We start from the raw sequence: 26,429 nt of genomic DNA on the forward strand, positions 1-26,429 counted from the left end.
GGCCGGTCGTGGAGCACAAGCGGCTGAAGCTGTACGCCTATCTGGACGCGCGCGATCACCAGCGCACGTACCTGGCGATCATGCGGCTGTTCACCTCCACGCTGCTCGCGGATCTCAGCGCGGGCGAGGTCGCGGGCGCGCTCGCGGGTCAGGAGCGCGAGGGCAGGGTCGAGCAGGGCGAGAGCCGCATCGAGAACGTCATCAACCGCCTCAAGCAGCTGGTCGAGTGGGGCAACCTGGTCCAGGGCCGGCGTGAGGTCGTCGCGGCCAGCATCGCCGAGTTCCAGCACGGCAGCGTCCGCTACCAGGTCTCCAAGCTCGCCGTCCGCGTCCAACGGGACGTCGACGAGCTGCTGCGGGTCCCGGAAGGCGCCCGCGAGGTCTCCCGCGAACTGCTCCCCGCCATCGAACGCGGCCTCAACGAACTGGGTGGCAGCCTCTCCGTCGCCCTGCTCAACGAGGGCGACAAGACCAAGGAACTGCTGGCCGAACGCGTCACCACGCTGTTCCTGCAGCACGCCGAGCTCGCGGCGACGGTCCGCGACTTCTACGCCTACCTCGGCCAGGTCGTCACCAGGAACCACCTCGCGCCCGAGGAGATCGCCGGCTTCCGGAACCTGCTGGTCGAGTACATCCAGCGGGTCGTCGAGGACGTCCTGAAGTACACGCCCCCGATCGCGGAGGCCCTGGCCGGCTTCACGAAGGCCCGCACCGAACTCCTGCGGCTCCTCGGCACCGACCTCGGCCACAACGTCGAACGCGCCCGCGGCCGCACGCCGGAGGACTGGCAGGAGCTGACGGACTGGTTCGTCGACCGTCCAGGCCGTCCGAGCCAGGTCACAGCGCTGAGAGAGGCCACGGCCCGCGCGATCGGCAGCCTCCTGGCCAGTGTGAAGCGCGCGACGTCCGGCGGTGGGCTCCTGCCAGGACGCCGCGCCGAACTGCTGAAGCTCGCGAGCTGGTTCGACAACTCGACTCGCGAAGAGGCGCACGAGATCTACGCGTCCGCGTTCGGCCTCTACAGCGCCCGGCACCTCTCCCCCGCGCCGGAACACGACTCGGACAACGAGCGCACACCGTGGCGCGACGGCCCGGTCTGCGACGTCACCGTGAGCGTCAGAACCCGGGGCGACCGGGGCGGGCGCGGCAGGCCGTCCAGGATCCTCGACGACCCGATGACCGAGCAGTCGCTGCTGGCGGAGGCCCGTGAGGCGGACGAGATCCGCGCACGGCACGTCGCGGAACTGACCAAAGCCGCCGGAAACCTGGAGAACACCACACTGACGCACGGCGCGTTGGAGGTCTTCTGCGAGCTGCTGACGCTCGCGATGGCCCAGCGCGACTCCCCGCACGACAGCGGATCGGCCAGCGACCCCGTGCGCGGCCTCAAACTCGAGATCGCCCACGGCACGACGACTCAGATCAGGTCGGCCGCCGGGACGCTCACCCTGCACGACGCGACGGTGGCACTGAAGCAATGAACCACTTGGACAACCTCTCCGACATCGACGCCGCCAACGTGGTGCGGTGCGCGCGCACGTTGCTGCGCAGGCCTTTGCTGCGCAGTGACGGCCCGGACGGCGAGCTGCTCAGCCTCGTCTACCGGCACCGGGCGACCCTGCAGGACCTGTTCGCGGGCCTGCTCGGCTACCGGCTGGTCGTGGAACGCCGGTTCGCGCGCCTCTACAAGTCGGGTCCTGGCAACGACGACACGCGCGGCGTGCTCAGCATGTCCCCGCGCGGCTACGCGTACCTGGCGCTCACGCTCGCGGTCCTCACCGGCATCGGCCGCCAGACGCTGCTGTCCCGCCTGGTGGCCGACATCCGTTCCGCCGCGGTGGAAGCGGGCATCGACGCACCGGACGACGTCACCGAACGGCGTGCCCTCACCGCGGCTCTGCGCCACCTGGTCTCCCTGGGCGTGCTGCAGGAGACCGAGGGTTCGGTCGCCCAGGACGTGCTGCCCCAGGAAGCGTTGATCACGATCGACACCGACCTGCTGGGCCAGCTCGTGACGGGCCCGGTCGGCGAGGCCCGGAACCCCGCCCACCTCATCGAACTCGCGGCACGTCCCGGTCCGCGCGGCATCGAGCACGCCGTGCGGCGCAAGCTGGTCGAGACGCCGCTGGTGCTCTACGCGGACCTGCCGGACGAGCAGGCGGAGTGGCTGCGCCGCAACCAGCGCAAGGAAACGGCGTTTCTGGAACAGGCTTTCGGCCTGCACACCGAGTGCAGGGTCGAGGGCGTGCTCGCCGCCGACCCCGAGGACTTCCTGACCGACCTGTCGTTCCCCGGCGTCTCGACGGTCGCCCGCATCACGTTGCTCGCGCTGCCGGACCTGCTGGACAGCGAGGACGAGGACGCGCCCGCACGGCACGTCGTCACCGTCGAACGGCTGCGCGAGGTCTGCGCCGGACTGGTCGAGGACTATCCCGCCGCGTGGTCGAAGCAGTTCACCGACGACCTCGACCGGCTGGTCGCCGAGGTGACGGAACTGTTGCGCCGCATGGGGTTGGCGGCACAACAGGAAGACGGCGCGTGGGCCGTCAGCGCGGCCGCGCACCGCTGGCTGCCGTCCCCGGACGGCGACCCGGAACGAGAACAACCGGAACAACCCGTCGTGGTGTCCGAAGTACCGAGCTGGTCCCTGTTCGACGAGGAGAACGTGTCATGAGCAGGTGGCGGCTGCACCGCGGCGGCGTGGTCAACATCTGGCAGTACACCGAGCAGACGTTCGACTTCTCCGGTGGCCGCGCGATCTTCCAGGGCACCAACGGTTCCGGCAAGTCCCGCACGCTGGAGCTGCTGCTCCCGCTGTGCCTGGACGGCGACCTGCGCCAGCTCGGCTCCAAGGGCTTCGACACCGTCAGCCTGCGGCGCCTGATGCTGGACGACTACGACGGCGGTCCGAACCGCATCGGCTACGCGTGGGTCGAGCTGATCCGCGAGGCCGCCGACCACTCGGGCAACGAGTACCTGACCTGCGGTCTCGGCGTGAAGGCGTCCAAGACCTCGCAGGCCATCACGGACTCGTGGCGCTTCGTCACGCCGATGCGCGTCGGCGCGGAACTGCAGCTCGCGGGCCCGGAACGCGTTCCGCACGGCCCTGCGCAGTTGCGCGATCTGATCGGCGCGGACTGCATGTTCGAGGAGCCGGCGTTCCGCGCGAAGGTCGCCGAGACCGTCTACGGCGTTCCGGCGGCGCGTTATGGCGACCTGCTGCACCTCCAGCGGACGCTGCGCAACCCGGACGTCGGCCTGAAGGTGCTGGAGGGCCAGCTCGAACAGATCCTGAGCGACGCGCTGCCGCCGCTGGACCAGGCGATGGTCGAGCAGCTCGCGACGTCGTTCGACGACCTGGAGTCGATCCGCGAGAACATCGTGCGACTGTCCTCTGCGGACAGTGCGCTCGGCACGTTCCTCAAGACCTACAGCGACTACGCGTTCGGCGGTCTGCGCAGCGCGGCCGAACGGCTGGAGGGCGCCGAGAAGTCGGTCGGGAAGCTGCGGCGCGAGCAGGCGAAGCTCACGCAGGAGCTCGACCTCACGCGGATGGAGCGCACGGCGTCGGAGCAGGCCCTGGTCGACATGGAGACCGGTGAGCAGCAGGCAGAGGAGACCATCGCGGCGCTGAAGGAACTGCCCGCGTTCCGCGACCTGCAGGACCTCAAGACGCGCGAGAACCTGGTGGCGCAGATGCGGTCCTCCGCCGTCGCCGCCCTCGAAACCGCTCACCGCCAGCGCGCCCAGGAGGACGCGTCCGTCGACAACGTGCTGCGGCTCCTGAAGCGCCTCGCGGAGGATCTCCAGGCCGCCGACGCGCTGAGCGACCCGTTGCGGGAGAACCTGCGCCTGGCCGGGATGGACTCGGACCTCGCGCCGGACGTGCCGCAGGTCCCTGCCGCCGAAGCCACCGTGACCACGGCCTCGGTGCGCGCCAAGCCGGATCCCGAGGCCGGTCCGCTGCCGATCGAACGCCGCGTGCCGCCCGCCGCCGCGACCGAGGACGTGCTGGCCGCGCTGACAACGGTGGTCGACCAGACCTCGGGCATCGCTTCCCTTGCCCGCCAACGGGGTGCGCTCGCGCTGGCGTTGCACGAGCAGGCGCTGGCCCTGGACGCGCAGCAGCGCGAGGTGGAGTCGTTGCGGCAGAAGGCCCGTGACGCGCAGCTCGGCGCGACCGAGTCGACCTCGTTGCGCAACCAGGAGATGCAGGAGCTGGCCGAGGTCGTGCAGGCCTGGCTGGAGCAGGTCGAGGTGTGGACGTCGAGCGGCCCGCTGCGCGACGAACGTCCTGCCGAGGCGCTGAAGCTGCCGCGGACCGCCGATCCGGCCGCCGCGAAGGCGCTGAGCACGACCGCCCGTGAATGGGCCGGTCCGCTCGTGCAGACGGCTCGCGACGCCGCGCACGCGTTCACCCAGCAGCGCACCGACCTGCGCGCTCGCCTCGACACCCTGGACGAGGAGCTCATCGGACTGCGTTCGGGCAACGAGCGCGTGCCGATGCCGGGCCAGTACACGTCGGCGGACCGCGACTCCGCTGTCGGCGCGCCCTTCTACCGGCTGGTCGACTTCGTGCCGTCGCTGACCGACGGGGAACGGGCCGGGCTGGAAGCGGCGCTGCAGGCGAGCGGCCTGCTGGACGCCTGGGTGACCCCGGCCGACGCCGAGCTGAACGACGTCCTGGCCGTGCCGAGGCCCGCCGCCGACGGCCGTTCCCTGACCGACTACCTCGTGCCGGCGGTCGAGGGCTCGCCGGTGCCGGAGACGTTCGTCGCGGACCTGCTCAAAGCGGTGTCGCTGGACGACATGACCACCACGGGCGACTGGCGAACGGGCGTGCTGACCGGCCGCTGGACCAAGCCCGAGGCCGAGTTCATCGGCGCGGGCGCGCGGGAAGCCGCCCGAGGCCGCCGAATCGTGGCCCTGGAAGAGGAACTCGCCGACCTGCGCAGCCGGCTCGGCACCGCCGAGGACGAACTGGCGCGCGCCCACGAGCACGTCGCCACCTGGGAGGCGCACCTCGCGGCGTTCCCCGCCGACGGCGAGCTGATCGCGAAGCACAGCCGTGTCCAGGCGGCCGAGGAGTCCGCGGCACGGTCCCAGCAGCGCACGTTCGAACTGCGCGACGCCCTGGAGAACGCCAACTCCCGGCTCGAAGCGGCCCGCGGCGAACTCACCCGGCAGGCGGGTGACGCCGGCCTGCCGTCCGACACCGAGGCGCTCCGGCAGGCCCAGGCGGCCGCCGGTGAGGCCCAGCGCACCGCGGACCTGCTCGGCGACGCGGTGCGAAGGCGTTGCCAGGGCACGATCTCCGACCTCACCGACGCCTCGCACCGCTACCACGAGGCCGTCGCCGACCGGCAGACCGCGGAGGCCGACGCCGACAGCCGCTGCGTCGACTACGCGGCCCAGGCCGGGACCCTGGCCGAGCTGACCGACGCGGTCGGCGGTGAGGCCAAGGAGATCAGCGAGCAGCTCACGTCGCTGGAGAAGTCGCGCAGGAAGATGCGCGAGGACCTCAAGGGCGTGCGCGAGAGCATCACGACCGCGCGTGAGCAGGCCGCGAAGCTGGAAGCGTTGCTGGAGAGCAACTCCACGCAGGTCACCGACGCCTCGGAAGCCCTGGAACGCGCCTCCGCGAACTTCCAGGCGACCGTCCGCGCCCCCGGCCTGCTGGCGGCGGCGTTCCCGGAGGCTCCCGAGGAAGCCCAGGTGCGCCAGGCCATCGCCGAGACGCCCGACCGCCGCGGCGGCACCGAGGCGACCGTGATCGCCAAGCTGCAGGCGTTGCAGACCGCGCTCGCGGGCAGCCACGACATCGCCGCCGAGCAGCACGCGGGCCTGCTGACCGTGACGGTGACCGGCGAGGAGGGCGCGAAGCCCGTCGCCGTCGCCGCCCGCCAGGTCACGACGAAGCTGGCCGAGCAGCGCGGGTTCCTGGACGAGCAGTACCAGAGCGTCTTCGCCGACTACCTGATCCGCGACCTGGCCGAGTGGCTGCGCGGCCAGATCTCCGTCGCCGAGAGCCTCACCAAGCGCATGAACGAGGTGCTCGGCCAGGCGCGTTCCAGCCAGGGCGTGCACGTCAAGCTCGCGTGGAAGTCGTCCAGCGCCCTCGACGACTCGACGCGGCAAGCGCTTGCGCTCGTGCGGCTGCCGTTCGGCGAACGCACGCCCGAGCAGGACGCCACGCTGCGCCGCGTCTTCACCGAACGCATCGAGAACGAGCGGGACACGCACTCCGGCGGTTATGCCGAGATCCTGTCGCGCGCCCTCGACTACCGCACGTGGCACCAGTTCACGGTGACCGTCGCCGACACTGGCCCGGACGGCAACCCGCGCGAACGGCGGCTGCGCCAGCTCTCGTCCGGCGAGACCCGGCTGATCTCGTACGTGACGCTGTTCGCGGCCGCGGCGAGCTTCTACGACGCCGTCAGCGACGAGTTCGACCCGCTGCGCCTGGTCCTGCTGGACGAGGCATTCGAACGCCTCGACGACCCGACCATCGCGCGCATGCTGGGCCTGCTGGTCGACCTCGACATGGACTGGGTGATCACCTGGCCGAGCGGCTGGGGCGTGTCGGACAAGATCCCGCGCATGCACATCTTCGACGTGCTGCGGCCCAAGAACGGCCGGGGCGTCGCGTGCACGCAGACCACGTGGGACGGCGCGGCGCTGGACCGGATCGACCCCTAGAAAGGCACCTCGGTGTCCAGCGGGGCGGTCCCGCGACCGGAGAGCGCGCGGCAGAACTCGACCGCGTCGAACTCCAGTTCCGGACCGCCCTCGCCCCAGGTGCCGCCCGCGGGCCCGGTCAGGCGCAGCGCGACCGGGCGGGCCAGCCTCTCGTGCCACTCGCGGACCACGTCGTCGACCAGCACACCGTCGTGCTCGGCCGTCAGCACCAGGGGCGCGCCCGTGGCCCGCGCGAGGTCGATCCGGTGCATCCACGGGTCCCGGGTCATGATCACGTCGGACAGGAACCCCAGCGTCCACGTCTCCTCACGCGCGTTGACCACCTGGGCGGCCGGCATCTTCTGCCTGCGCACGAACCACGGCATGCGCCGCCGCGCCTTCACCGCCTTCGGGGCCACCTCGGCGTAGCGGGCGACGATGCCGGCGGGAGCCATGCCCGCCCGTTCGGTCACCTGGAGGTCCGTCAGCTCGTCGATGAACACCCCGCCGCGCGCCTGAGCCGCCTTGACCTGCCGCATGCTCTCGCGCATCGACGCGGACATCTCGGCCATCCCGAGCAGGTGCGCCGCCACCGCGCGGACGTCCCACGCGGGGCAGTCCGTGGGCTTGGCCCAGTCCTGCGGCGCGAGCCCCTCCAACAGGGCGACGACCCGGTCGTACTCGGTGGCGGCGAGCCGCATCGCGATGTCGCGGTCGAGCGCGGAGGCGCGGGGTCTGGCGGTGAGTGCGGCGGTCATCGTGAGCTCCTCAGGGACGGTCCGGGCAGGCCGACTTCGTCGGCGAACATGTCGATCACGCGGGGCAGCTGCCGCAGCCAGCGGTCCCCTCCTGGCTCGTTCGCGAGCTGCCGGTCGAGCAGGCCGCCGCACAGGGCCAGGAACAGGTCCACGTCGGCGCCGGCGGGGACACCGAGGCCCCGCAGGGTGTCCTGCAGCAGGCCGATGACCTCGACCGACGGCGCGTAGGCGGCCTCCGAGGGCGTGAAGCCGGGGATGGCGTGCTGGTTCAGCAGCTGGTAGCGGGCGGCGTCGGCCAGCGAGAAGGCGAAGAAGTGCTCGGCGATCGCGAGCACCGCCTCCCGCGGCTCGGCGGGCAGCGGGCGCTCGCGCATCTCGGCGAGGTAGAGCGTCCAGGCCTGCCCGAACATCGCGTCGTAGATCGCGTTCTTCGAGTCGAAGTGCGAGTACAGCGACGGCGACCGCATCCCGATCATGGCCGCCACCTCCCGCAACGTGACGGCGGCCAGCCCGTCGCGCCGCGCGATCTCCCACGCGGCGTCGACGATCTCCCGCCGAGTTGCCTCACGCCGTTCGGCTTGCCTATCACGATTAGGCAGAACGCTCATGGTTAGGCAGACTCCGCTCACCAGCGCGTTCTGTCAAGGCCTAGGTTGGACGCCGTGAACATGGACTCCCCGGAACTCGCGGACCTCTGGCGCCTCGCCCGCGAGACCATGGAGGGCGGCGGCCGGTCGGCCTTCAGCTTCCGCGTGGAGGACGCCCGCACCGCCACCGTCCTCGGCGAGTTGCTGCGCAAGCCCGTCGCCCACCCGGCGCGCCGTCAGATCTCGCTGGCACGCCTGGACGAACACGTCCGCGCGCACGGCAGCACGTTGCCCGAGGTTCTGGAATCCGTGCACGGCAAGCCGGTCGGCCTGTCCACCACTCAGGAAGCGTCCACAGCGGACGCCGTGCTGAAGTTCGCGTTGCGCGAGCACGGTTTGCTGCAGGCGCCTTGGGCCGCCGAGTGGATCGAGCACGTCCGCAGGTACGGCAAGATCCCGCAGCCCGCGTTGCCGATGATCGCGAACCAGGCCGCCGCAATCCTCGCGAAGCTTCATGAGGAACCGCGGCGCTGGACCACCCGGTTCGCGTTGGCGGGCAACGATCTCGACGACGGCCGCCCGCTCGCCCGCATCGTCGGCAAGGCGTTGCGGCTGGCCGGCACCGACTGGGAACGCGCCGGAATCCTGCCCGATGCCTACAGCAACCCCGTTCTCACCTCGCAGGGCTACCTGACGCTCAACGACTCGTTGGCAGCACAGGAGATCACGGTCGTGCACAGCCCGCGGCTGCTCGAATCCGGTGTGCCCGGCCCGTTGATGGTGCTCCCGGACGGCCTCACCCCGCAGGCCAGGCACCACCTCGACGGCAGGACCGTCCGGTGCCACCACGACTTCACTCCTGAAGGCATCCGCGTGATGAACGAGGTCCTCGCCTGGACCGGCGGCACCGCCTGGCGGATGTCGGCGGCCGACTACCGCGAGGCCGTCGCCACGCTGATCGCGCGTGGGGTCGAGCTGCCGACGTTGAACAGCCGGCCCGAGGAAGCGAGCTGGGATCCGGCCCTCGCCGAGACCATGGCCACCACGGGCCTGATGGTCACCGAGGAGCACGTCCTGCCGTCACTCCTCTGAGGGCGCGAACCTCTTCACGTCCCAACGCCCGTGCCCCTCCATCAACTTGCGGCCGATCCGGCGCAGGTCGGCGAGGTCACGCTCGCTCAGCAGCTCGGTGAACTCCTCGGCCAGCGTCTCCCGGTACACCCGTGCCGTGGTTCCCACGCAGGCCTTCTCGCCCTCGGGCGTGAGCACGGCGATGACCAGCCGCCGGTTGTCCGCGGGCTGCTCCCGGACCACCCAGCCGCGCTTGACCAGCCGTTCGATCAGCCGCGTGATCCCGGACGGGCTGACGTCCAGCAGCTCGACGAGCTCGGACATCTGCAGCCGCCCGCCGTTGTGGTGCAGCTGGTAGAGCGCCACGTGCTCCAGCAACGAGCACGCGGCCTCGGCCTCCATGCGCCGCCCGATCGCGGCCTTCACGGCGTCCACGCCCTGCTGCACGTACAGCCACGAGTAGATCGGCTCCGTCACCACGTCAGTCTAAATCAAGTTTGACGGCGAGACATTTTCACGCTCAAATGTTGAGCATGAAAGCTTCAGACGTCACCGTCGTCGGCGCCGGCCCGGTCGGCCTCATGCTGGCGTGCGAACTGGCCCTGCAGGGCGTCCGCACCACCGTCCTGGAACGCCTGACCACCCAGTCCGGCACCATCAAGGCCCAGATGATCAGCGGCCGCACCCGCGAGATGCTCGCCATGCGCGGCCTCGGCCCCGCCATCGACGCCGCGAGCGTCGAGGAGGTCGCCCGCCTCGCGTGGCCCGTCCGCCGCTCCACCGGTCACTTCGCCGGACTGTTCAAACTGGACGGTCTGCCGCTCACGATGCTCACCCAGCAGGCGTTGGAGCGCATCCTCGAAGCCCGCGCCCTCGACCTGGGCGCGCGGATCCGCCGCGGCGTCGAGGTGACCGACCTGGACCTCGGTTCGGAGTACGTGGTCGGCTGCGACGGCGGCCGCAGCACCGTCCGCGGGCTCGCGGGCTTCGATTTCCCCGGCACCGGCCCGACCCTGACCGGCCACCAGGCGGTCGTCGACCTCGACGGCGACCTGCCGAACGGCTGGCACCGCACCGCGACCGGCGTGTACGCGTCCGGGCCGTTGCAGGGCCGGATCATGCTCATCGAGTACGACGGCCCACCGGCGACCCGCGAGGTCACCCGCGACACCCTGGAGGCCGCGCTGCGCCGGGTGAGCGGCCACGACGTCCGGATCAGGCACGTCCACACCGCCACCGTCTGGACCGACAACACCCGCCAGGCCACGACCTACCGCCGCGGCAACGTCCTGCTGGCCGGCGACGCCGCGCACGTCCACTCGCCGTTCGGCGGCCAGGGCCTCAACCTGGGCCTGCAGGACGCCTTCAACCTGGGCTGGAAACTCGCCACCGGCGACTCGGCCCTGATCGACACCTACACCACCGAACGCCACCCGGTCGCCGACCGCGTCCTGCGCAACACCCTGGCCCAGGTCGCGCTGACCCGCCCGGACCCGCGGTCGCGCGAACTCCACTCGCTCGTCAGCGACCTGCTCGACCTCCCCGAGGTCAAGACCCGGATCTCCGCGATGGTCCAGGGCACCGACATCCGCTACGAGACGGGCTGCGACCAGCCGCTGGCGGGCACGTTCGTCCCCGGCCTGAATCTCTCCGACGGCAAGGGAACCACCACCGTGCTCGACGGCCTGGAAACCACCGTTCGCCCGGACGGCCACATCTCCTGGATCGGCCCGCGATGAGAATCACCGTCACCGGTGCCACGGGCACCCAGGGCGGCGCGGTGGCTCGCCTGCTGACCGAACGCGGCCACGAGGTCAGCCGCATGACCCGCGAACCCAGTCACCCCAACGACGTCCACGGCGACTTCGACGACCCGGACTCGCTGCACGCGGCGTTCGCGGACACCGACGGCGTCTTCCTGATGACCCCGTTGAGCGGCCCGGCCGAAGTGGCACAGGGCAAGGCGGCGGTGGACGCGGCCAGGCACGTCCCGCACGTCGTCTTCACCTCGGCCACCAACGCCGGCCGCGGCACCGGCATCCCGCACTTCGACACCAAGGCCGAGATCGAACGCCACCTGGCCGCGCACCATCCACACTGGACGGTCCTGGGCCCGGCCGCGTTCATGGGCCGGGAAGGCCCAGTCGCCCTGCCCATCCCCGCCTGGCTGAAGCTGCACGTCGTCGCACCCCAGGACATCGCCACGATGGCCGCGCTGGCGTTCGAACAGCCGGCCCGATTCTCCGGTCGCCGCATCGACATCGCGAGCGACCACCTGACCGGCCCGGAGATGGCCGCGCTGCGCGGCACGGAGTTCGTCGAGGTCCCGATGGCCCAGGCGGAGCGGTACTCCACCGATCTCGCCGCGATGTTCCGCCACTTCACCGAGATCGGCCTCGACCTGGACGTGCCCGCGCTGCACGCCGAGTTCCCCGAAGTCGGCTGGCACTCCTACGCGGCCTGGCTCACCCGCGCGAGGACACCTCAGCTGCCAAGATGAGGCCCATGAAGCCGCACCACTGGCCATTCGCCGCGCTGGGCGTGTCGGCCGTCGCCGCGATCACGTTCGTGATCGTCATGGGCAGCAAGAACCCCTTGATCAACATGCCGATCATCGTCGGCGTCCCGTTCGTCGCGACGTACCTGACGCACCTGGTGTCGAAGCGCGCGCCGGGCAAGGTGCTGTTCGAGTTCCGCGTCGATCCGCGGCCCAGCTGGTACACCGACGCGGTCGAGGTCACCGACGCGGGCCTGGAGATCAAGGCGGTGTCCGGCGGCGGACGGATGTCCTCCGGCGGACCGGCCAGGGTGTCCTACGGCTTCACCGACCTCCTGGGCATCGGCACACGCGAGGCGGTCCCTGGTGAGGCACCGTGGATCACGCTGCCGGATGGTCGTGGGCTGCCAGTCCCCACGGGTGAGGTCGTGGTTCTGCGGACCACCTCCGGGAACCAGGTGCTGCCGGTGGACGATCCGCGGAAGTTCGTTTCCCTGGTGCGGTCCCGGGTTCCGGGCCTGCCCGGCGTCCACGTAGGTGCCACCGCCGCACAGGAGATGAACGAGGCCGGGGAGGCTCCGCCTGCCACCGGCCATCGGACCACTCCGACGCAAGGACCGGCTGTGTCGCTCACCGGGCCCCCACTCGCAGTGCGCTGGCTGGTCGGTGCGACGCTCGCGCTGGCAGGAACCGTCGCACTGCCCGCAGCCGCGTTGATCACCACACCAGGTGTGCCGTGGGTCGCGACCGCGTTCGCGGGTGTCGCGGGCGTGGTGTGGCTGCTGAACCGCAACGTGCCGCGGACCTGGGGACGGCTGGCCCTTCTCCCGGTGCCGATGAGCGTGTTGTGGCTGCTGGGCAAAGGCGGCTACGTCTGGATACCGGTCCTGCTGGTGCTGTGTCCTCTGCTGGGACACCTCGGCGGGCGGATGTTCCGGCTCGGCGCGCATCTCGGCCACAAGGTCGAGGTGCGGGTGCCGCTGCGCAACGGCGCGTCGTTGTACGTGCAGCGGGATCGCTTGGTGCACAAGCTGAACAAGTCGCACGACGGCGGTGTCCATCCCCAGGCGATGTGGCTGGGTGACGTCACGCTGGTGCAACCGGGCACCTCGCCGGATTCGGAGATGTGGCGCGTACCCGGTGGCATCGAGATGCTCGTCGGGAAGAGCCCGATGCTGCGTCTGGTGGCCGGGCCTCAACAGTGGATTCTGCCGGTGGAGCAGCCCGGCGAGGTCGCCGAGCTGATCAGGTCGCGCAGCGGTTCACCTGTGCCGCCCACGCACATGTCGATCGAGGAGTGGCGCGAGCTGCGTCACTGGGCGGTGCGACGGACGACCGGGACCGACCGTGGCAACTACAAGACCGTCGGCATCGGATGGCGGCTGTTCGTTGCCTCCTTCACGGGCAACTTCGCCTGGATGTTCATCAGCCTGGGCCTCGTGGTGTGGGGCGGGATCCTGATCACCGTGCCCCTGACCACGTGGCTGCTGGCCGACTGGTGGCGCGTGCGCAGGCGAATGCGCGTCGCGGAGCACAACGTGCTGCCCCCGGGCAGCCCGGCCTGGGGCGAGGCCCGTGCGGATCACGCCCCGATCCCTGGCTGGCAACCCTGGCGCTAGCTACTTCTTCGGCGGTGGAGGCGGGTCCGGCAGGTCGAGGTGCCCGACCATCCGCGGCGGGTTCGCCGAGGACTTGACCTGGTAGTCGCTGTCGGTCGGGTCGTTGACGTTGTTCGGGCCGCCATCGCCAGGAATGTTGCTCGCCCGGTCGGACCTCCATCCGCCCTCGTACGGGTTGTTCGGGATGTTGGCGTGCGTGGTCGACCCGTCAGGGGTCCGATAGGTGTGCCCCTGCGTGTTCTCTCCGGACGTCGTGACGATGCCGGTGTCGGGGTCCCTGTAGGACCCGGTGGCCCAGGTGTTCTGGAGGCCCTCGTGCCTGGTCTGCATGCCGCCGATCGCGCCGCCGACGCTGCCGGAGGTAGCGCCGGACACGATCGCCGAGCCGAAGTCCTCCGGCGCGAACTTGCCGTGCATGACGTTGTTCAGCACGTTGCCGGCAGCACCCGAGATGGCGCCTTCCACGGCACCACGCCCTGCGGCCTGCACGAAGTTGTTCGACGCGTTTCCGAGCGCGGTGCTGCCGACACCAACGGCGCCCGACGCGAGACCGGCCGCGAAGCCCGCAATGCCCGCGTCGGCCGTCTTGCCGAAGTCCCACGACTTCCGCTCACCTGACACGACCTGAATCGTCTGGATGGCGGCGTCGACACCGACGTTGATCGCGATGTTGATGGCGATCTGCTTGATCAGCTGCTGGAAGACCATCTGGACCGTGATCCGGGTCGCCGCCTGTGCGATCGGGATGCCCGCGGTCGACGTGCCGAACGTGGCCACCGCCGAGGCGATCATCGCGGCGATCTGAATCGCGAGGATGCCCAGAGCGAAGATGATGCTGAGCTTCGTGTACTCGACGCCCAACGCCGCGTTGTCGCAGCCCGCGGCGAGGTCGGTGCAGATCTGCTGCAGGTTGACCAGGTACGCGTCGCCCTCGGTGTACTTCTTCCAGTACTCCTCGAACTTCTCCGCGGTCTGCCCGCTCATGCAGCCCAACGCGGCCTTCGACGCGTTGTCGCCGTCGCCGAGCACTTCTTCCACGGACTTCGCGGCGGCCGTCCACGCGTCCCGCATGACGCGCAGCTTCTCCTCGTCACCCTCCGGCCACGAGGCGCCGACCACGATCGGCGTGAGCCACTGGACGGCTTCGGGAATCTCGATGCCCATGGCTCACTTACCCCCGAGCGACCTGCGGTTGGCCTGTTCGACGGCTTCCCAGGTGTCGGCGGAGGCGTCGAGGCCGTCGCGGATCGAGTGGATGCCCTCGGTGAGCGCCGGGAACGCCTGGCGGGCCTGGTCGGCGATGGGCAGGTAGGAGTTGGCGAACTCCTTGCCCGCGTCGTCGCCGCCCCAGCAGCCGTTGTTGGCGTCGAGGACGCCCCGCAGGGTCTCCCAGGCGGTCTGCAGCTTGTCGCCCGCCACCGAGAACTTCGGCGACTGCGAACGCAGTGCCGTCGGGTCTACCTCGAAGCCCGTCACCACTGGCTCCCGCGGCGGTCCATGAAGGACTCCGGCGGCTCGTCGTCGTTCTGCCGCGCCTGCGGTGCCGGCGGCACGACCGGCGGCGGGGTCGGGATGAGGTCCTTGATCGACGGCATGCCCGGGAAGAAGTCGGGCAGGTCGGGGAGGCCCTCGGTGAACGGGGTGAGCACGGCGTCGGCCTGCGCCCGTGCGTTGAGGGCGGCCTGCTGGATCGTCGCGACGACGCTCTGGCCGAGCTTCTCCGGTGTGCTGCGGTCGAACGCGGCCGGGGCGAAGGTGACGCCGGTGACGATGCCACCGGCGTTGACCGTCACCTCGACCAGGCCGTCGGGCGAACTCGCGCGGCCGACCTTGGACATCGCCTCGGCCTGCGCCTGCTTGAGCTGGGCGGTCTGTTGTTCGAGGTTCGCCAGCATCGAGTCGACCTGGCCGCGCAGAGCGGCGTTGCGCGCCTCGAGCTCCGGATTGGTCATGCGTAGACCGAACCGGAACAGGCCGATCGGCGCAACCCCACTACACCGAGCGCGACCAGCTCTGCAGCATCCGGAACGCGATCGACGCGCCACCGGCGAGCCCGAGGCCGGGGACGCTGCCCGGTTCGTCGATCGCCTTCCGCACGTCGGCCCGCGAGACCCACTTGGCCTCGGCGATCTCTCCTTCGGCCAGCCGCAACGGCTCGGCGGGGTCGGCCACGGCCTCGAACCCGATCATCAACGACCGGGGGAACGGCCACGGCTGCGACCCGAGGTAGCGGATGTCGCGGACCGCGACGCCGACCTCCTCGGAGACCTCCCGCGCCACACACGCCTCCAGCGACTCGCCGGCCTCGACGAACCCGGCCAGCACGGAGAACCGGCCCTCCGGCCACTCCGGGCCACGGGCGACGAGCACCTGATCGGCGCCGTCGTGCACGAGGCAGATCACCGCGGCGTCGGTGCGCGGGTACTCCTCGCGCCCGCACCCCGAACACACCGAGGCCCAGCCGGACTTCTCCAGCACCGTCCTGGCGCCGCACTTGGCGCAGTACTTGCCCAGCCGATGCCACTGGAACAACGCGGCGGCAGTCGTGAAGAGACCGGCCGACGTGTCGTCCAGGGTGGCGCCGGCCTGCCTGAGGTCCAGCCACTGCGGCTCGTCCGTGAGCTCCGGCGGGCCCCAGACCCGAGTGGCGGGGACCTCGCCCTCCTCGACGGCGGGCATCAGCACGGCGAACCAGGCCACGCCGTCCTGCTCACCCAGCAGGACGGCGTTCACGGGCGGCTGGTCGCCGAACTCGAGAGCAGGACGGTCGACCACCCGCGTGCCGCGATCGGCGACCAGCGTGCGGCCGCGCGTGTCCACGACGAGCATCCGCGCCTTGGGCCAGAGCGCGGCGAGCTTCTCCTCGTCGCCGCGCAACGGCTCGCACCGGTCGACCCCGAAGCGCGACAGCGCGGGCAGACCGACTAGTTCGAAACTCATTCGAACGAGACCCCGCCCAGTGCGGAGAGCTTCGGCTTGAGCTGCTCGGCGTCACCGACGAGCACGCCGGTGAAGTTGGCCGGCGCGAAGAACTCCAGCGCGGCCGCGGCCACCTGCTCCGGCGTGACGGCCGCGAGGCGCTGCGGGTGCGCGACCAGCCAGTCGAGGCCGAGGCCCAGGCCGACGAGGTTCACCAGGAACGACGCCAGACCGGACTGCGAGGACGTCGACGTCAGCAGCGTGCCGACCGCGTAGCTGCGCGCGGTGTCCACTTCGGACTCCGAAGGCGGCACGAGGCCCAGCCGCGCCAGTTCGTACCGGGTCTCCAGCAGCGCCGCGGCCGTGACGTCGGACGCCGTGTCGGCGTCGATCAGCAGCGTCGCGCCGTGCACGGTGAACTCGGGGTGCGACCGGGCGCTGTAGGTGTAGCCCTTGTCCTCGCGGATGTTCTCGACCAGCCGCGACGAGAAGAACCCGCCGTAGACCAGGTTCGCGAGCTGCAGCGCCGGGTAGCGCTCGTCGGTGCGCGGGATCGCCTGCGCGGCAAGGCGGATCTGCGACTGCACGGCACCGGCGCGGTGCACGAGCACCACGTCGCCACCGGACACCGCGGGCAGCGGCGGCAGCTGGACGGCCTCGCCGTCGCCCTGCCACGCCCCCAGGGCCTCGCCGATCTGGGCCACGGCCTGAGCCGGGTCGACGTCGCCGACGACGACCAGGACCGAGCCGCGCGGCAGCAAAGCCTTGCCGTGCAACGCCACCACGTCGTCGCGGGTGACGGCGGCGACCTCGTCGGCCTGCGGCATCTCCTTGGCGTACGGGTGGTCGCCGTACAGGAGCTTCTGCAACGCCTCGCGTGCGATGACGTTCGGCTGCGACCGGGCGAGCGAGATGCGCTCGACGAGACGGGCGCGCTCGCGCTCGACCTCGTCCGCCGGGTACGAGGCGTTCGTCAGGACGTCCGCCAGCACCTCCAGCACGGTGCCGAGGCCGGTGGCCAGGGCGTTGCCGGTGAAGCTCAGGCGCTCCGGGTCGACCACGGCGTCGAGCTCGCCGCCGACCAGTGCCAGCTCGGTGTCGATCTGCACGCGCGAACGCTTCTCGGTGCCCGTCAGCACGGTGTTCGCGAGGATCTCGGCCACCGCGGAGTGCTGGGAACCGGTGCTGATGCCGGCCGGGTCCGCGAACGGGACGCGCAGCCTCACCTCGACCATCGGCACCGTGGCGCGCTGCACCGCGATGACCCGCAGGCCGTTCGGCAGCGTCGTGTCCACAGTGGACAGCTCGGCGGACACCTTCTGCGAGCCCAGTTCCGGCAGCGGACGCGGGCCGGTCGACGTGCGTCCGATCTCCTCGGCGGTTCGGTGGGTCTTGGCCGAGGTCACTGGGCTCCTCCGGTGGGCTTGACGAAGAGAAGGGCGCGGGCGTCGGGACGCAGCGCCTTGGCTGCGGCCGACACCTCGTCGACGGTCACCGAGGCGATCCGCTCAGGCAGTTCGTAGATCAGCTCGGCGCGGCCGAACAGCAGCTCCGCGGAGCCGAGGCCCAGCGTGCGGTTCGTGAGCCGGTCGTGCTCCTTGTGCATGGTCGACGCCCAGCGGGCGGTGACCTTCGCGAGCTCCTCGGCCGACGGCGGCTCCTGCGCGAGCTTCTGCAGTTCCTCGTCGATGGCCGCGATGACCTGGTCCGCGGAGACCTCGGCGGCGTGGATCGCGGTGATGCTGAACGTGTCCGGGTCGCGGGCCTCGAGCGGGCCGAACAGGCCGCAGCCGGCGTTCAGGTCGATGACGATGCCCTCGCGGTGGACCAGGCGCTGCTGCAGGCGCGAGCCGTCGCCGTCCGCCAGCACGCCGGCGAGCACGAGGTAGGAGAGGTAGCCGTCGATGTCGGTGACCGGGTCCGGCACGCGGTAGCCGATCGCGATCGCGGGCAGCGGGGCCAGCGCGTCGCCGTGCTCGTGCCGCACCTCGCCCTGCGGGGCCGGCTCGGCGAACGAGGGGCGCTCCGGGCGCGGCCGTGCGGGCACGTCGCCGAAGTGCTTCTCCACCAACGTCTTCGTGGTCTCGACGTCGAGGTCGCCCGCCACCGTCAGCACCGCGTTCGCCGGGCTGTAGTAGGTATCGAAGAACTCCGCGCAGTCGTCGACCGTCGCGCTCTCCAGGTCGACGAAGTCGCCGTAGCCGTTGTGCGCGTTGGCGAACGTCTTGAACAGCACCGCCGGCAGGAGGATCCAGGGGAACCCGCCGTACGGGCGGTTCAGCACGTTGAGCCGGATCTCCTCCTTCACCACGTCGATCTGGTTGCGGAGGTTCTCGTCGGTGAGCTTCGGCGCGCGCATGCGGTCCGCTTCGAGGAACAGCGCCCGCTCCAGCGCCGCGCTCGGCAGCACCTGGTAGTAGTCGGTGTAGTCGGGGTGCGTGGACCCGTTGAACGTGCCGCCCGACGACTGCACGTGCCGGAAGTGGGCCAGCTTCTCCAGGCTCTCGCTGCCCTGGAACATCAGATGCTCGAAGAGGTGCGCGAACCCGGTGCGCCCCTCCGGCTCGGAACGGAAGCCGACGTCGTAGTGCACGCTGACGCCAACGACCGGTGCGCTGGCGTCGGGGGCGAGCACCACCCGCAGGCCGTTGGGCAACGTGAACCTGTGCAGTTCGGGTGAGGCCATGGCGCAAGACTACGGGTTCGGCGTCCGGAGCGATCGCAGGTGGCCCGCCTGGGCGAGCACTCCGTCGAGCGCCCCGAGAAATGCGGGGAAGCTGCGCCGGAAGTCCGTGTTGGTTCCCGAGTTGCCGTACCAGTAGAGGTCCTGCTGACCGAACGTCGTGAGCCAGCGCTCGGTCTCACCGAGCACCACCGCGTACGGCAGCGACCGGGAGAACACCAGTTCGCGGTCGGCCTCTGGCACGTCCTCGGGCGTCACGCCGTGGAGGTAGCCGCGCAGGCCGCGGACGTGCTCCAGCAACTCGCTGCCGCGCCTGGTGCGGGCGGGCATCGACCGAGCGCCGAACGCCAGTGCGACACCACCGACCGCGACGACGAGCCCGAACAGCGCGTTGCCGATCGTCAGCGCCAGCACGACCGTCGCGGCCACGCCGAGCACGGCGATCACGATGCCGGCCCACCAGAACAGGTTCCGCTCGGCGTCGGGGCGGCGCACGAACCAGCGCTTCTCCACGACGTCCGCGTAGAGCCGTTCCCGGACGACCGCGAGGTCGATCTGCCGGCCGCGCAGCTCCGACACGCTCACCGCGTCCACGCCGTGGGGCAGAAGGGCTTCGCAGACGGCCTTCTCGTAGCCGGACAGCGAGTCGTCGACCGGGTTGCGGCGCACGATCTGCCAGTCGTGGCCTTCTACTTCAGTGATCCACAGGTAGTTGCGGACGGCGAGGTCGATGACCGTGGCGGTCACGTCGACCACGTCCACGTGCTCGTCGACGACCGTGCCGACCTGGCCAGGCAGCACGCCGTCGGGTGAGGCGAACGCGACCCGGCCGCTCTGGTCGCGGACCAGCACGGTCACCGCGCCGACCTCGCTCGCGAGCGCCGCCGCGTCCCGGCCGCGCAGGTACCAGAGCAGGGCGACACCGCCGAGCAGCAGCACGAGCAGCCCGCCGAGCGCGGCGCCGCTGACCGGCGTGAGAGCGAACGCGGCCGCCAGGCCGGACTGCTCGACCACGACGGCGTTGGGCGGCACGACCCCGGCGGACAGTCCGATCGCGACGTCGACGCGTTCGCCGGCGCCGAGCTTGATCTCCTGCGCGCGCACGCCCTTGCCGTCCGCGAGGTCGGCGCTGGTGCACGGCTGGGACGAGCCGACGGGGCCCGCGAGGCAGTTGACCGACGTCGGGGAGTCGGGTGCGGAGAAGGAGACGGCGACCCTGTCCAGTTCGGTGTCCCAGCCGCCCGCGACCTGCCAGCGGACCTCCAGCACGTCACCGACGGGGGCGACCGCGCCGACGACCGTGTAGGTCAGGACGGACTGGCCGCCTTCGAGCGTGACGGAGAAACTGTCGTCGCTCGTGGACGTGCTGCCCTTGCCGTCGACCTTGGCGTCGGTGACCTGGTACTGGCGCTCAAGCTCGTTGCCCACCGCCAGTCGCAAGGGGACGGTCCGCTTGACGGTCTTGCCGTCGGGCACCTGGACGGTCTCGGTGACGGACAGCCTGGCGTCGCGCTCCAGCTTCATCCGCACCTCGGTGCTGACGGTGCCGGGAAGCGGCTGCGCGAGCGCGCCGGCAGCCGTGGTGGACGTCAGCGCGACGGCGACGAAGATCGCCGCTCCCCAGTTCTTCAACACGGCTGCGGACAATAGCGGAGTCCTCATATGCTCCGGCGGACTTTCGTACAGACGCCATCTGGGGGATCTTCGGCGATGACACACCCACCGCCACCAGGCCACTGGCCTCCGCCACGCCCGGTGGGACCACCTCCGCTGCCCGCCCCACCGCCGTACGGGCCGCCGATGCCTCCCCGCCCAGTTCAGGGACCTCCCCCGTACGGCATGGGCCCGCCACTCCCGTACGGCCCGCCGCCCGGACGCGCGCCGCTTCCGCCGCCCCGCCCGATGATGCCGGGACCGCAGCCGGGCTGGGGCCCGCCTCCTCCCGGTTACGGGCCGTATCCGGGAATGCCGCCGCGCAGGAACAACGGTCCCATCGTCGCGCTCGTGCTCGGCGGCGTGGTGGTCCTCGGCCTCGGCGCGATCGGCGTCTTCGCGGCGGCCCTGAACAGCAAGGTGAAGGACACGGGCTACTCGAACTACACGACGTACAGCCCGACTTACTCCTACACAACGACTACGACGACAACGACCACCACGACGACGGCGTCCACACGCACCTCGTCGACGCGGACGTCGAGCACGCAGCCGACCCCGGTGGGACCGAAGGCGATCTACAAGCTCGCAGACCACCCGATCTTCGGCACCGGGATCGGCGCGAACGACATCGCCTCGTGCCCGTTGCCGCAGATGGAATACAGCCCGGCCGGCGAGGAGCGGTTCCTCTCGGCCGCGCTGCCGTGCATCGAGAAGGCCTGGCAACCGGCGTTGAAGGCGGCCAACCTGCCGTACCAGCCGGCCGAGCTGCAGGTGTTCACGGGAAGCGTGCAGACGCCGTGCGGTTCGCGCCAGGCCAACTCGACGGCGATGTTCTGCCGTGGCGTCATCTACTGGCCCGGCAACTTCTACTCGAACGAGGGCGGCTCGACGGTCCGGCACCCCGGCGTCTACCTGGGCCAGCTCAGTCACGAGTACGGCCACCACATCCAGTGGCTGACCGGCCTGCTGCGCGCCTCGGACCAGGCTCAGTACGACGTGGGCGGGTTCGACACGCCGAAGGGCCTGGAGCTCAACCGCAGGCTGGAACTGCAGGCGACGTGTCTGGGCGGGATGACGCTCGCGCCGTTCTCGCACAAGAACGTCGTGCCGATGGAGGTCGTGAACACCGGCCTGAGCGATTCCGGCAAACGCGGTGACTACGACCGCAGGCCTGATCACGGCAGCGCGCCCAACAACGAGCGCTGGGTGATGCACGGCCACAAGCAGAACGACATCAAGGCCTGCAACACCTGGGCGGCGAGCTCCGGGGACGTCTCATGAACCGATCCCCTGGCCCGTGCGTCTCAAGTACGTGGACGGGACGTGTTAGCCCGGCTGGGGGACGCGCGATCCCGGTCCGCCTATGCTCGTACCCGACCCAGGATGACCATTGGGGGGACCTCAGGCGATGACGCAACCACCGCCGGGCACTTGGCCGCCACCGCGCCCGGTCGGCCCGCCGCCGATGCCCGCACCGCTCGGACAGCGTCCGCCGCAAGGCCCGCCGCCGCCTCCCTACGGGCCGCCACCGCCGCAGGGCCCGCCTCCCGGCTACTACGGCCCGCCACCGCCCGGCCAGGTCATGCCGCCGCCGCAGCCGTCGTGGGGCCCGCCTCCTCCCGGCTACGGGCCGTATCCGGGCATGCCGCCGCGCCGCAAGAGCACCGGCCCGATGATCGCCCTGATCCTGGGCGGCGTCGTGATCCTCGGCCTCGGCGCGGTGGGTGCCCTCGCGGCGACCCTGAACAGCAAGGTGAAGGACACGGGCTACTCGGCGTACACGACGCAGAGCCCGACGTTCACCCTTCCGACCACGACCGACACGCCCACGGAGACGTCCGCCCCGACGCGCACGTCCGCGTCCCGCACGCCTTCGGCTCCGGCGACCCCGGCGGGCCCGAAGGCCGTCTACGCGCTGGCGGACCACCCGTTCCTCAAGCCGGGGTTCGGCGCGAACACGATCTCGGGCTGCAACCTCCCGGCGATGGACTACTCCCCCGCGGGCCAGGACCGCTTCCTGCGCGCCGCCCTGCCGTGCATCGAGAGCATGTGGAAGCCGGCGCTGAACGCGGCGAACCTCCCGTACCAGCCCGTTGAGCTGCACATCATCACCGAGAGCGCGCAGTACCCGTGCGGCACCGTCCGCCCGGACCAGACGGCGCGGTACTGCCAGGGCGGCATCTACTGGACGGCGAACGCCTACGCCGCCGAACGCAACCCGAACAACCCGAACCACCCCGGCAAGTACCTGGGCCAGCTCGCCCACGAGTACGGCCACCACATCCAGTGGCTCACCGGAATGCTCAAAGCCTCGGACCGCGCGCAGTACGACGCGGGCGGATGGGATACTCCGAAGGGCCTCGACCTGAACCGCCGGATGGAGCTGCAAGCCACCTGCTTCGGCGGCATGTCGCTGGCCCCTTTGTCCCACGGCGCGATACCGATAGACGTGATCCGGGTGGCCCTGACCGACGCGGGCAACCGGGGCGACTACGACATCTACCCGACGAAGGACCACGGCACACCCAGGAACAACGCGTCCTGGGTCGACCGGGGTTACAAGTCGAACAAGGCTTCAGAGTGCAACACCTGGGCAGCGGACCCGGGTTCTGTCTCCTAGGAAGGGGAGAACGTGACCCAACCAGCCAAGAACAACCCGGTCGTGCTCGCGGGAGTGTTCGTGCTGGTGGTCGCGTTCGTCCTCGGGATCGGTCAACTGAGTCGCCCGAGAGTGGTCACCGGTCACGCGCTGGCGGGTTCGCGGCCGGCCACGTCGCCGTCGACCGAGCCGTCGACCCCGATCCGCCCGCGGGCGGTCTACCGGCTGGCCGACCACCCGTTCCTGGTCAAGCCGGTCTCGTTGCCACAGGTCACCTGCGCGATGCCGCCCTTCGGCGTCGCGGACCGCGAACTGGCTGCCTACTACGCGGCGGGCGTCGCGTGCCTGGACGGCGCCTGGGGCCCGTTGCTGACGACGGCGAACCTGCCGTTCGACAAGCCGGCCCTGGACGCCTCGCCTGAGTTGAAGGACGGCCCGTGCGGCGCGGCGCCGGAGTCCGACCACGCGGTGGCCTACTACTGCGGCCGCAACCGCACGATCTACATGCCCACGGCCCGCCTGCGGGACAACGGCGGCGGTGACGCCCCGGCGACTCACCTGGCCACGCTCGCCCACGAGTACGGCCACCACGTCCAGGCGCTGACGGGCCTGCTGCGGGCGGCGGACCTGAAGATCACCGACGCGGGTGAGAAGACCCCGGCGGGGCTGGAGATGTCCCGCCGGATCGAGCTGCAGGCGAACTGCTTCGCGGGCATGTTCCTGGCGTCGGCCGCCGGACGCGGTTCCGTGACGGCGAGCCTCGCGCGTCAGGCGCAGGAGGACTTCCAGTTCGCCGTCGAGGAAAAGCCCGAGAACAACGCGCACGGCTCCGCCCAGAACCAGGCGCAGTGGGCGGCCGCGGGCTTCAAGGCGAACTCGACGGACGCCTGCAACACGTTCGCGGCTCCTGCCCCGCAGGTGGGTTAACGCAGGTAGGTCTGCTCGTCGACGTGACGCGTGGGCGTTCCCAGGAACACCTTCGCGTCACCGGGTGATCCGTACGCCAGGTTCAGCGTGGTCAGCAGGTAGTTGTAGCCGCCATCCCGTGGCCGCTGCCACCGGTGGTTGATCTGCCAGCGCACCCACTCGCCGCGCGCCAGCCGGACCGGGGACGGCCGGTTCCACCGTCGCGGCGTGGCCCACATGGTGTCCTGGAGCTGCACGGACAGCACGTCGTCGTCCTCGCGTAGGGTCAGCGCGATCCGGTCGAGCTCGTCGCTCTCCTTCGACCACACGGGCTCGAAGTCGTTCCGTTCCCACAGCCGCACCTCGTGCACGGCGGGCTTCAGGTGCGGCAACGCGAACCCGACCGGTGCGGCGTTGCGCCGGGTCGCCCCCGGCTGACCGCGGGACTCCTTGGTCCACTCGGTCTTCACCCACTGCACCACCACGTCGACGTCCACCCGCCGATGGAATCAAACGCGGCCCGGCTCAGCGACCGGATTAACCGCGGGCAGCACCACGCGGAACACCGCTCCCTGCTCGGACGGCTCACAGGTCAGGTCCCCGCCGTGCGCCCGGATCACCCCTCGGGCGATGGCCAGTCCCAGCCCGGACCCGCCCGAACGCCGGTCGCGGGCGTCGTCGAGCCGGACGAGCCGGTCGAAGATCCGCTCGCGTTCGGCCTCGGGCACACCCGGTCCGTTGTCGGACACGGTGAACCCGGTCAGGTCGACCCGGATCCGGACGGTCCCCTGTGGACCGGTGGCCTGCCGGGCGTTGTCCACGAGGTTCGCCAGCACCTGCGCGAGTCGTTGCCCGTCACCGACCACGGCGACCGGGACTCCTTCGGCGGCGATGTCGAAGTCCGGTGCCACGAACCGGGTCCTGGCCACCTCTGCCTCGGCCAGTCCCAGCAGGTCCACCGACTCGCGCTGCATCTCGTACCCGGCGTCCAGCTGGGCCAGCGCGAGCAGGTCGTCGACCAGCCGCCCGGCCCTGCGTGCCTCTCTGACCAGCAGGAACGACATCTGGTCCCGGTCAGGCGAGTCCACCGGGGCCTGCACCAGCGCCTCGGCCACGGCCTGCACGCCGGTGATCGGCGTCCGCAGTTCGTGGGCGGCGTCGGCGACGAACCGCCGGGTCCGCTGCTCGGAGCCCTCCAGCGAGTCGAGCATCCCGTCGAACGCGGCCGCCGTCCGTCCCAGCTCGGTGTCGGTCCGCGAGGGGTTCAGCCGTCCGCCCCGATGGCCGTCGGCGATGGCCTGGGCGAGCGAGGTCATGGCGTCGAGCGGGGCCAGCGCCCGCCGCACCACCACGATGATCAACAGGCCGGTGACGGCGATCGCCCCGAGCCCCAGCAGCACCAGCAGCTTCCGCAACCGGTGCTGCGCCTGCGAGATCGCCTCGGTGTCGGCGTAGAGGGTGACCTTGTTGCGGCCGACGTTGCGGACCTGGCGCGTGAACTGGCCCTCGTCGGGCGCGCTGCCGACGGTCGTGCCGTTGGGCAGCTCGATGGTGACGTGGACGTTCCGCTTCGTCAGCATTCCCACGACCTCGGCCGGGCGCCTGCCGTTCTTCAGCATCTCCACCGCGCGCGTCTCGGTGCTGTTCAGCACGCCGTCGACGTCCTTGGAGGACTGCCCGGCGAACGTGCGGTCGACCGAGATCACCAGCGCCACCAGCACGAGGAACAGCACCAGCAGCACCGACACGGCTACGCGGCGGCGCAGCGAGACCGTGCGGAGGTTCATTCCTCGGCCCGCAGCACGTACCCAAGGCCACGAACGGTGTGCACGAGCCTGGTGCCGTGCTCCTCGATCTTGCGACGCACGGCGCTGACGTGGACCTCGACCAGGTTCGGGTCGTAGTCCTCGTAGCCCCACACGGCCGTGAGGATCTGCGTCTTGGACACCACGCGCCCGCGTTGCGCCGCCAGGTACACCAGCAGCCGCAGTTCGGTCGCGGTCAGTTCGATCGGCTGGTCGGCGCGCATGACGACACCCGCGTCGGCGTCCACGACCAGGTCGCCGACCTGCACGGTCGACGGCGTCCTGCCGAGCCGCCGCAGCACCGCCGACACCCGTGCCACGAGCTCTGCCAGCACGAACGGCTTGCCCACGTAGTCGTCGGCACCGCCGGAAAGCCCGCGCAGCCGGTCCGGCACTCCGTCGCGCGCGGTCAGCATGACCACGCCGGCACCCGACGAACGGCGAATGACCTCCAGCAGCTGGAAGCCGTCGCGGCCGGGCAGCATCACGTCGAGCACGACCAGGTCGGGGCGGAAGCGGCCGAGATCGGTCTCCAGCTGGCGCCCGTCCAGCCGGTGCTGCACCTCGTACCCGGACTCACGCAACGCGGAAGACACCGCGGCGCCGATCGCCTCGGCGTCCTCGATCACCAACACCCTGGCGGACACCCCA

23 protein-coding genes are annotated in these 26,429 nt (G+C 70.9%); 10 read left to right on the forward strand and 13 right to left on the reverse strand.

All coding sequences use genetic code 11. The annotated features are described in order from the left end of the window. Nucleotides 1-8 precede the first annotated feature (8 nt). The 3 genes from ACIRG5_RS28710 to ACIRG5_RS28720 are packed head-to-tail and all read left to right on the forward strand — an operon-like array spanning nucleotide 9 to nucleotide 6,699. Nucleotides 9-1,481: a DUF2397 domain-containing protein gene (locus ACIRG5_RS28710; RefSeq protein ID WP_402910085.1), complete on the forward strand. Its 1,473-nt coding sequence runs from the start codon at nucleotides 9-11 to the stop codon at nucleotides 1,479-1,481. Beyond that, entirely contained in the window at nucleotides 1,478-2,674 is a 1,197-nt protein-coding gene (locus tag ACIRG5_RS28715; protein ID WP_402910087.1) for a TIGR02678 family protein, read from the forward strand. The genes ACIRG5_RS28710 and ACIRG5_RS28715 overlap by 4 nt, the downstream gene beginning before the upstream one ends. Beyond that, nucleotides 2,671-6,699 (forward strand): TIGR02680 family protein, encoded by a 4,029-nt coding sequence (locus ACIRG5_RS28720; protein WP_402910094.1) that lies wholly within the window; start codon nucleotides 2,671-2,673, stop codon nucleotides 6,697-6,699. The genes ACIRG5_RS28715 and ACIRG5_RS28720 overlap by 4 nt, the downstream gene beginning before the upstream one ends. Here the strand turns inward: ACIRG5_RS28720 and ACIRG5_RS28725 are convergent. Together ACIRG5_RS28725 and ACIRG5_RS28730 are read right to left on the reverse strand one after the other, a co-directional pair. Beyond that, nucleotides 6,696-7,436: a maleylpyruvate isomerase family mycothiol-dependent enzyme gene (locus tag ACIRG5_RS28725; RefSeq protein WP_402910096.1), complete on the reverse strand. Its 741-nt coding sequence runs from the start codon at nucleotides 7,434-7,436 to the stop codon at nucleotides 6,696-6,698. The genes ACIRG5_RS28720 and ACIRG5_RS28725 overlap by 4 nt on opposite strands. Then, complete coding sequence (locus ACIRG5_RS28730; RefSeq protein WP_402910099.1) at nucleotides 7,433-8,044, reverse strand: TetR/AcrR family transcriptional regulator; 612 nt, start codon at nucleotides 8,042-8,044, stop codon at nucleotides 7,433-7,435. Before ACIRG5_RS28730 ends, ACIRG5_RS28725 begins: the two co-directional genes overlap by 4 nt. Nucleotides 8,045-8,104: 60 nt before the next feature. Here ACIRG5_RS28730 and ACIRG5_RS28735 point away from each other — a divergent pair, with 60 nt between their 5' ends. Continuing rightward, on the forward strand, nucleotides 8,105-9,115 hold the full coding sequence (locus ACIRG5_RS28735; RefSeq protein WP_402910842.1) for a DUF2399 domain-containing protein: 1,011 nt from the start codon (nucleotides 8,105-8,107) through the stop codon (nucleotides 9,113-9,115). On the opposite strand, the gene ACIRG5_RS28740 is transcribed toward ACIRG5_RS28735, so the two are convergent. Beyond that, nucleotides 9,104-9,571: a MarR family winged helix-turn-helix transcriptional regulator gene (locus ACIRG5_RS28740; RefSeq protein WP_402910100.1), complete on the reverse strand. Its 468-nt coding sequence runs from the start codon at nucleotides 9,569-9,571 to the stop codon at nucleotides 9,104-9,106. The two genes, ACIRG5_RS28735 and ACIRG5_RS28740, sit on opposite strands and share 12 nt — an antisense overlap. A 56-nt stretch (nucleotides 9,572-9,627) precedes the next feature. On the opposite strand from ACIRG5_RS28740, the gene ACIRG5_RS28745 reads away from it, so the two are divergent. From ACIRG5_RS28745 to ACIRG5_RS28755, 3 genes are read left to right on the forward strand one after another with little or no spacing between them, the layout of a single operon-like run. Then, nucleotides 9,628-10,833, forward strand: a complete 1,206-nt coding sequence (locus tag ACIRG5_RS28745; protein ID WP_402910103.1) for an FAD-dependent monooxygenase — start codon at nucleotides 9,628-9,630, stop codon at nucleotides 10,831-10,833. Beyond that, nucleotides 10,830-11,594 carry an NmrA family NAD(P)-binding protein gene (locus ACIRG5_RS28750; RefSeq protein ID WP_402910106.1) on the forward strand — a complete coding sequence of 255 codons (765 nt, stop codon included), beginning with the start codon at nucleotides 10,830-10,832 and terminating at the stop codon, nucleotides 11,592-11,594. Before ACIRG5_RS28745 ends, ACIRG5_RS28750 begins: the two co-directional genes overlap by 4 nt. A gap of 5 nt (nucleotides 11,595-11,599) precedes the next feature. Next, on the forward strand, nucleotides 11,600-13,210 hold the full coding sequence (locus ACIRG5_RS28755; RefSeq protein ID WP_402910109.1) for a hypothetical protein: 1,611 nt from the start codon (nucleotides 11,600-11,602) through the stop codon (nucleotides 13,208-13,210). Here the strand turns inward: ACIRG5_RS28755 and ACIRG5_RS28760 are convergent, their stop codons facing one another. Genes ACIRG5_RS28760 through ACIRG5_RS28790 form a run of 7 tightly spaced genes read right to left on the reverse strand, consistent with a single transcriptional unit; the run spans nucleotide 13,211 to nucleotide 20,447 of the window. Beyond that, nucleotides 13,211-14,374 (reverse strand): hypothetical protein, encoded by a 1,164-nt coding sequence (locus ACIRG5_RS28760; protein WP_402910111.1) that lies wholly within the window; start codon nucleotides 14,372-14,374, stop codon nucleotides 13,211-13,213. Nucleotides 14,375-14,377: 3 nt separating this feature from the next. Further along, the gene (locus ACIRG5_RS28765; protein ID WP_402910114.1) at nucleotides 14,378-14,686 is read right to left on the reverse strand and encodes a WXG100 family type VII secretion target; all 309 of its coding nucleotides are present in this window, start codon (nucleotides 14,684-14,686) and stop codon (nucleotides 14,378-14,380) included. Next, nucleotides 14,683-15,162, reverse strand: coding sequence for a YbaB/EbfC family nucleoid-associated protein (locus tag ACIRG5_RS28770; RefSeq protein WP_402910116.1), 480 nt, complete (start codon nucleotides 15,160-15,162; stop codon nucleotides 14,683-14,685). Before ACIRG5_RS28770 ends, ACIRG5_RS28765 begins: the two co-directional genes overlap by 4 nt. Nucleotides 15,163-15,202: 40 nt before the next feature. After that, nucleotides 15,203-16,150 (reverse strand): NAD(+) diphosphatase, encoded by a 948-nt coding sequence (gene nudC / locus ACIRG5_RS28775; protein ID WP_402910118.1) that lies wholly within the window; start codon nucleotides 16,148-16,150, stop codon nucleotides 15,203-15,205. Beyond that, on the reverse strand, nucleotides 16,147-17,535 hold the full coding sequence (locus ACIRG5_RS28780) for a M16 family metallopeptidase (protein ID WP_402910121.1): 1,389 nt from the start codon (nucleotides 17,533-17,535) through the stop codon (nucleotides 16,147-16,149). Before ACIRG5_RS28780 ends, nudC begins: the two co-directional genes overlap by 4 nt. Then, entirely contained in the window at nucleotides 17,532-18,815 is a 1,284-nt protein-coding gene (locus ACIRG5_RS28785; protein ID WP_319980119.1) for a pitrilysin family protein, read from the reverse strand. The genes ACIRG5_RS28780 and ACIRG5_RS28785 overlap by 4 nt, the downstream gene beginning before the upstream one ends. 9 nt (nucleotides 18,816-18,824) lie before the next feature. Further along, entirely contained in the window at nucleotides 18,825-20,447 is a 1,623-nt protein-coding gene (locus ACIRG5_RS28790; RefSeq protein ID WP_402910125.1) for a DUF2207 domain-containing protein, read from the reverse strand. Nucleotides 20,448-20,651: 204 nt separating this feature from the next. Here ACIRG5_RS28790 and ACIRG5_RS28795 point away from each other — a divergent pair, with 204 nt between their 5' ends. The 3 genes from ACIRG5_RS28795 to ACIRG5_RS28805 all read left to right on the forward strand — a co-directional run bounded on the left by ACIRG5_RS28795 (nucleotide 20,652) and on the right by ACIRG5_RS28805 (nucleotide 23,994). Then, nucleotides 20,652-21,749 (forward strand): neutral zinc metallopeptidase, encoded by a 1,098-nt coding sequence (locus ACIRG5_RS28795; RefSeq protein ID WP_402910126.1) that lies wholly within the window; start codon nucleotides 20,652-20,654, stop codon nucleotides 21,747-21,749. A gap of 127 nt (nucleotides 21,750-21,876) precedes the next feature. Then, entirely contained in the window at nucleotides 21,877-23,088 is a 1,212-nt protein-coding gene (locus ACIRG5_RS28800) for a neutral zinc metallopeptidase (RefSeq protein WP_402910127.1), read from the forward strand. Between the two features lie 12 nt (nucleotides 23,089-23,100). After that, the gene (locus tag ACIRG5_RS28805) at nucleotides 23,101-23,994 is read left to right on the forward strand and encodes a neutral zinc metallopeptidase (protein ID WP_402910130.1); all 894 of its coding nucleotides are present in this window, start codon (nucleotides 23,101-23,103) and stop codon (nucleotides 23,992-23,994) included. On the opposite strand, the gene ACIRG5_RS28810 is transcribed toward ACIRG5_RS28805, so the two are convergent. From ACIRG5_RS28810 to ACIRG5_RS28820, 3 genes are read right to left on the reverse strand one after another with little or no spacing between them, the layout of a single operon-like run. Beyond that, nucleotides 23,991-24,470, reverse strand: coding sequence for a hypothetical protein (locus tag ACIRG5_RS28810; protein WP_402910132.1), 480 nt, complete (start codon nucleotides 24,468-24,470; stop codon nucleotides 23,991-23,993). The two genes, ACIRG5_RS28805 and ACIRG5_RS28810, sit on opposite strands and share 4 nt — an antisense overlap. A gap of 12 nt (nucleotides 24,471-24,482) precedes the next feature. After that, nucleotides 24,483-25,760 (reverse strand): sensor histidine kinase, encoded by a 1,278-nt coding sequence (locus ACIRG5_RS28815; protein WP_402910135.1) that lies wholly within the window; start codon nucleotides 25,758-25,760, stop codon nucleotides 24,483-24,485. Further along, nucleotides 25,757-26,425: a response regulator transcription factor gene (locus tag ACIRG5_RS28820; RefSeq protein WP_319980126.1), complete on the reverse strand. Its 669-nt coding sequence runs from the start codon at nucleotides 26,423-26,425 to the stop codon at nucleotides 25,757-25,759. Before ACIRG5_RS28820 ends, ACIRG5_RS28815 begins: the two co-directional genes overlap by 4 nt. Between the last annotated feature and the right edge of the window lie 4 nt (nucleotides 26,426-26,429).

Source organism: Lentzea sp. NPDC102401 (assembly GCF_044765805.1).
Classification (GTDB): Bacteria; Actinomycetota; Actinomycetes; order Mycobacteriales; family Pseudonocardiaceae; genus Lentzea; species Lentzea sokolovensis.

Excerpts from the sequence above, each read along its gene's own strand:
- ACIRG5_RS28715 (WP_402910087.1), top strand. The coding sequence starts at position 1,478 with ATGAACCACTTGGACAACCTCTCCGACATCGACGCCGCCAACGTGGTG.
- ACIRG5_RS28720 (WP_402910094.1), top strand. The coding sequence starts at position 2,671 with ATGAGCAGGTGGCGGCTGCACCGCGGCGGCGTGGTCAACATCTGGCAG.
- ACIRG5_RS28725 (WP_402910096.1), bottom strand. The coding sequence starts at position 7,436 with ATGACCGCCGCACTCACCGCCAGACCCCGCGCCTCCGCGCTCGACCGC.
- ACIRG5_RS28730 (WP_402910099.1), bottom strand. The coding sequence starts at position 8,044 with ATGAGCGTTCTGCCTAATCGTGATAGGCAAGCCGAACGGCGTGAGGCA.
- ACIRG5_RS28735 (WP_402910842.1), top strand. The coding sequence starts at position 8,105 with ATGGACTCCCCGGAACTCGCGGACCTCTGGCGCCTCGCCCGCGAGACC.
- ACIRG5_RS28745 (WP_402910103.1), top strand. The coding sequence starts at position 9,628 with ATGAAAGCTTCAGACGTCACCGTCGTCGGCGCCGGCCCGGTCGGCCTC.
- ACIRG5_RS28750 (WP_402910106.1), top strand. The coding sequence starts at position 10,830 with ATGAGAATCACCGTCACCGGTGCCACGGGCACCCAGGGCGGCGCGGTG.
- ACIRG5_RS28755 (WP_402910109.1), top strand. The coding sequence starts at position 11,600 with ATGAAGCCGCACCACTGGCCATTCGCCGCGCTGGGCGTGTCGGCCGTC.
- ACIRG5_RS28760 (WP_402910111.1), bottom strand. The coding sequence starts at position 14,374 with ATGGGCATCGAGATTCCCGAAGCCGTCCAGTGGCTCACGCCGATCGTG.
- ACIRG5_RS28770 (WP_402910116.1), bottom strand. The coding sequence starts at position 15,162 with ATGACCAATCCGGAGCTCGAGGCGCGCAACGCCGCTCTGCGCGGCCAG.
- nudC (WP_402910118.1), bottom strand. The coding sequence starts at position 16,150 with ATGAGTTTCGAACTAGTCGGTCTGCCCGCGCTGTCGCGCTTCGGGGTC.
- ACIRG5_RS28785 (WP_319980119.1), bottom strand. The coding sequence starts at position 18,815 with ATGGCCTCACCCGAACTGCACAGGTTCACGTTGCCCAACGGCCTGCGG.
- ACIRG5_RS28795 (WP_402910126.1), top strand. The coding sequence starts at position 20,652 with ATGGGCCCGCCACTCCCGTACGGCCCGCCGCCCGGACGCGCGCCGCTT.
- ACIRG5_RS28800 (WP_402910127.1), top strand. The coding sequence starts at position 21,877 with ATGACGCAACCACCGCCGGGCACTTGGCCGCCACCGCGCCCGGTCGGC.
- ACIRG5_RS28815 (WP_402910135.1), bottom strand. The coding sequence starts at position 25,760 with ATGAACCTCCGCACGGTCTCGCTGCGCCGCCGCGTAGCCGTGTCGGTG.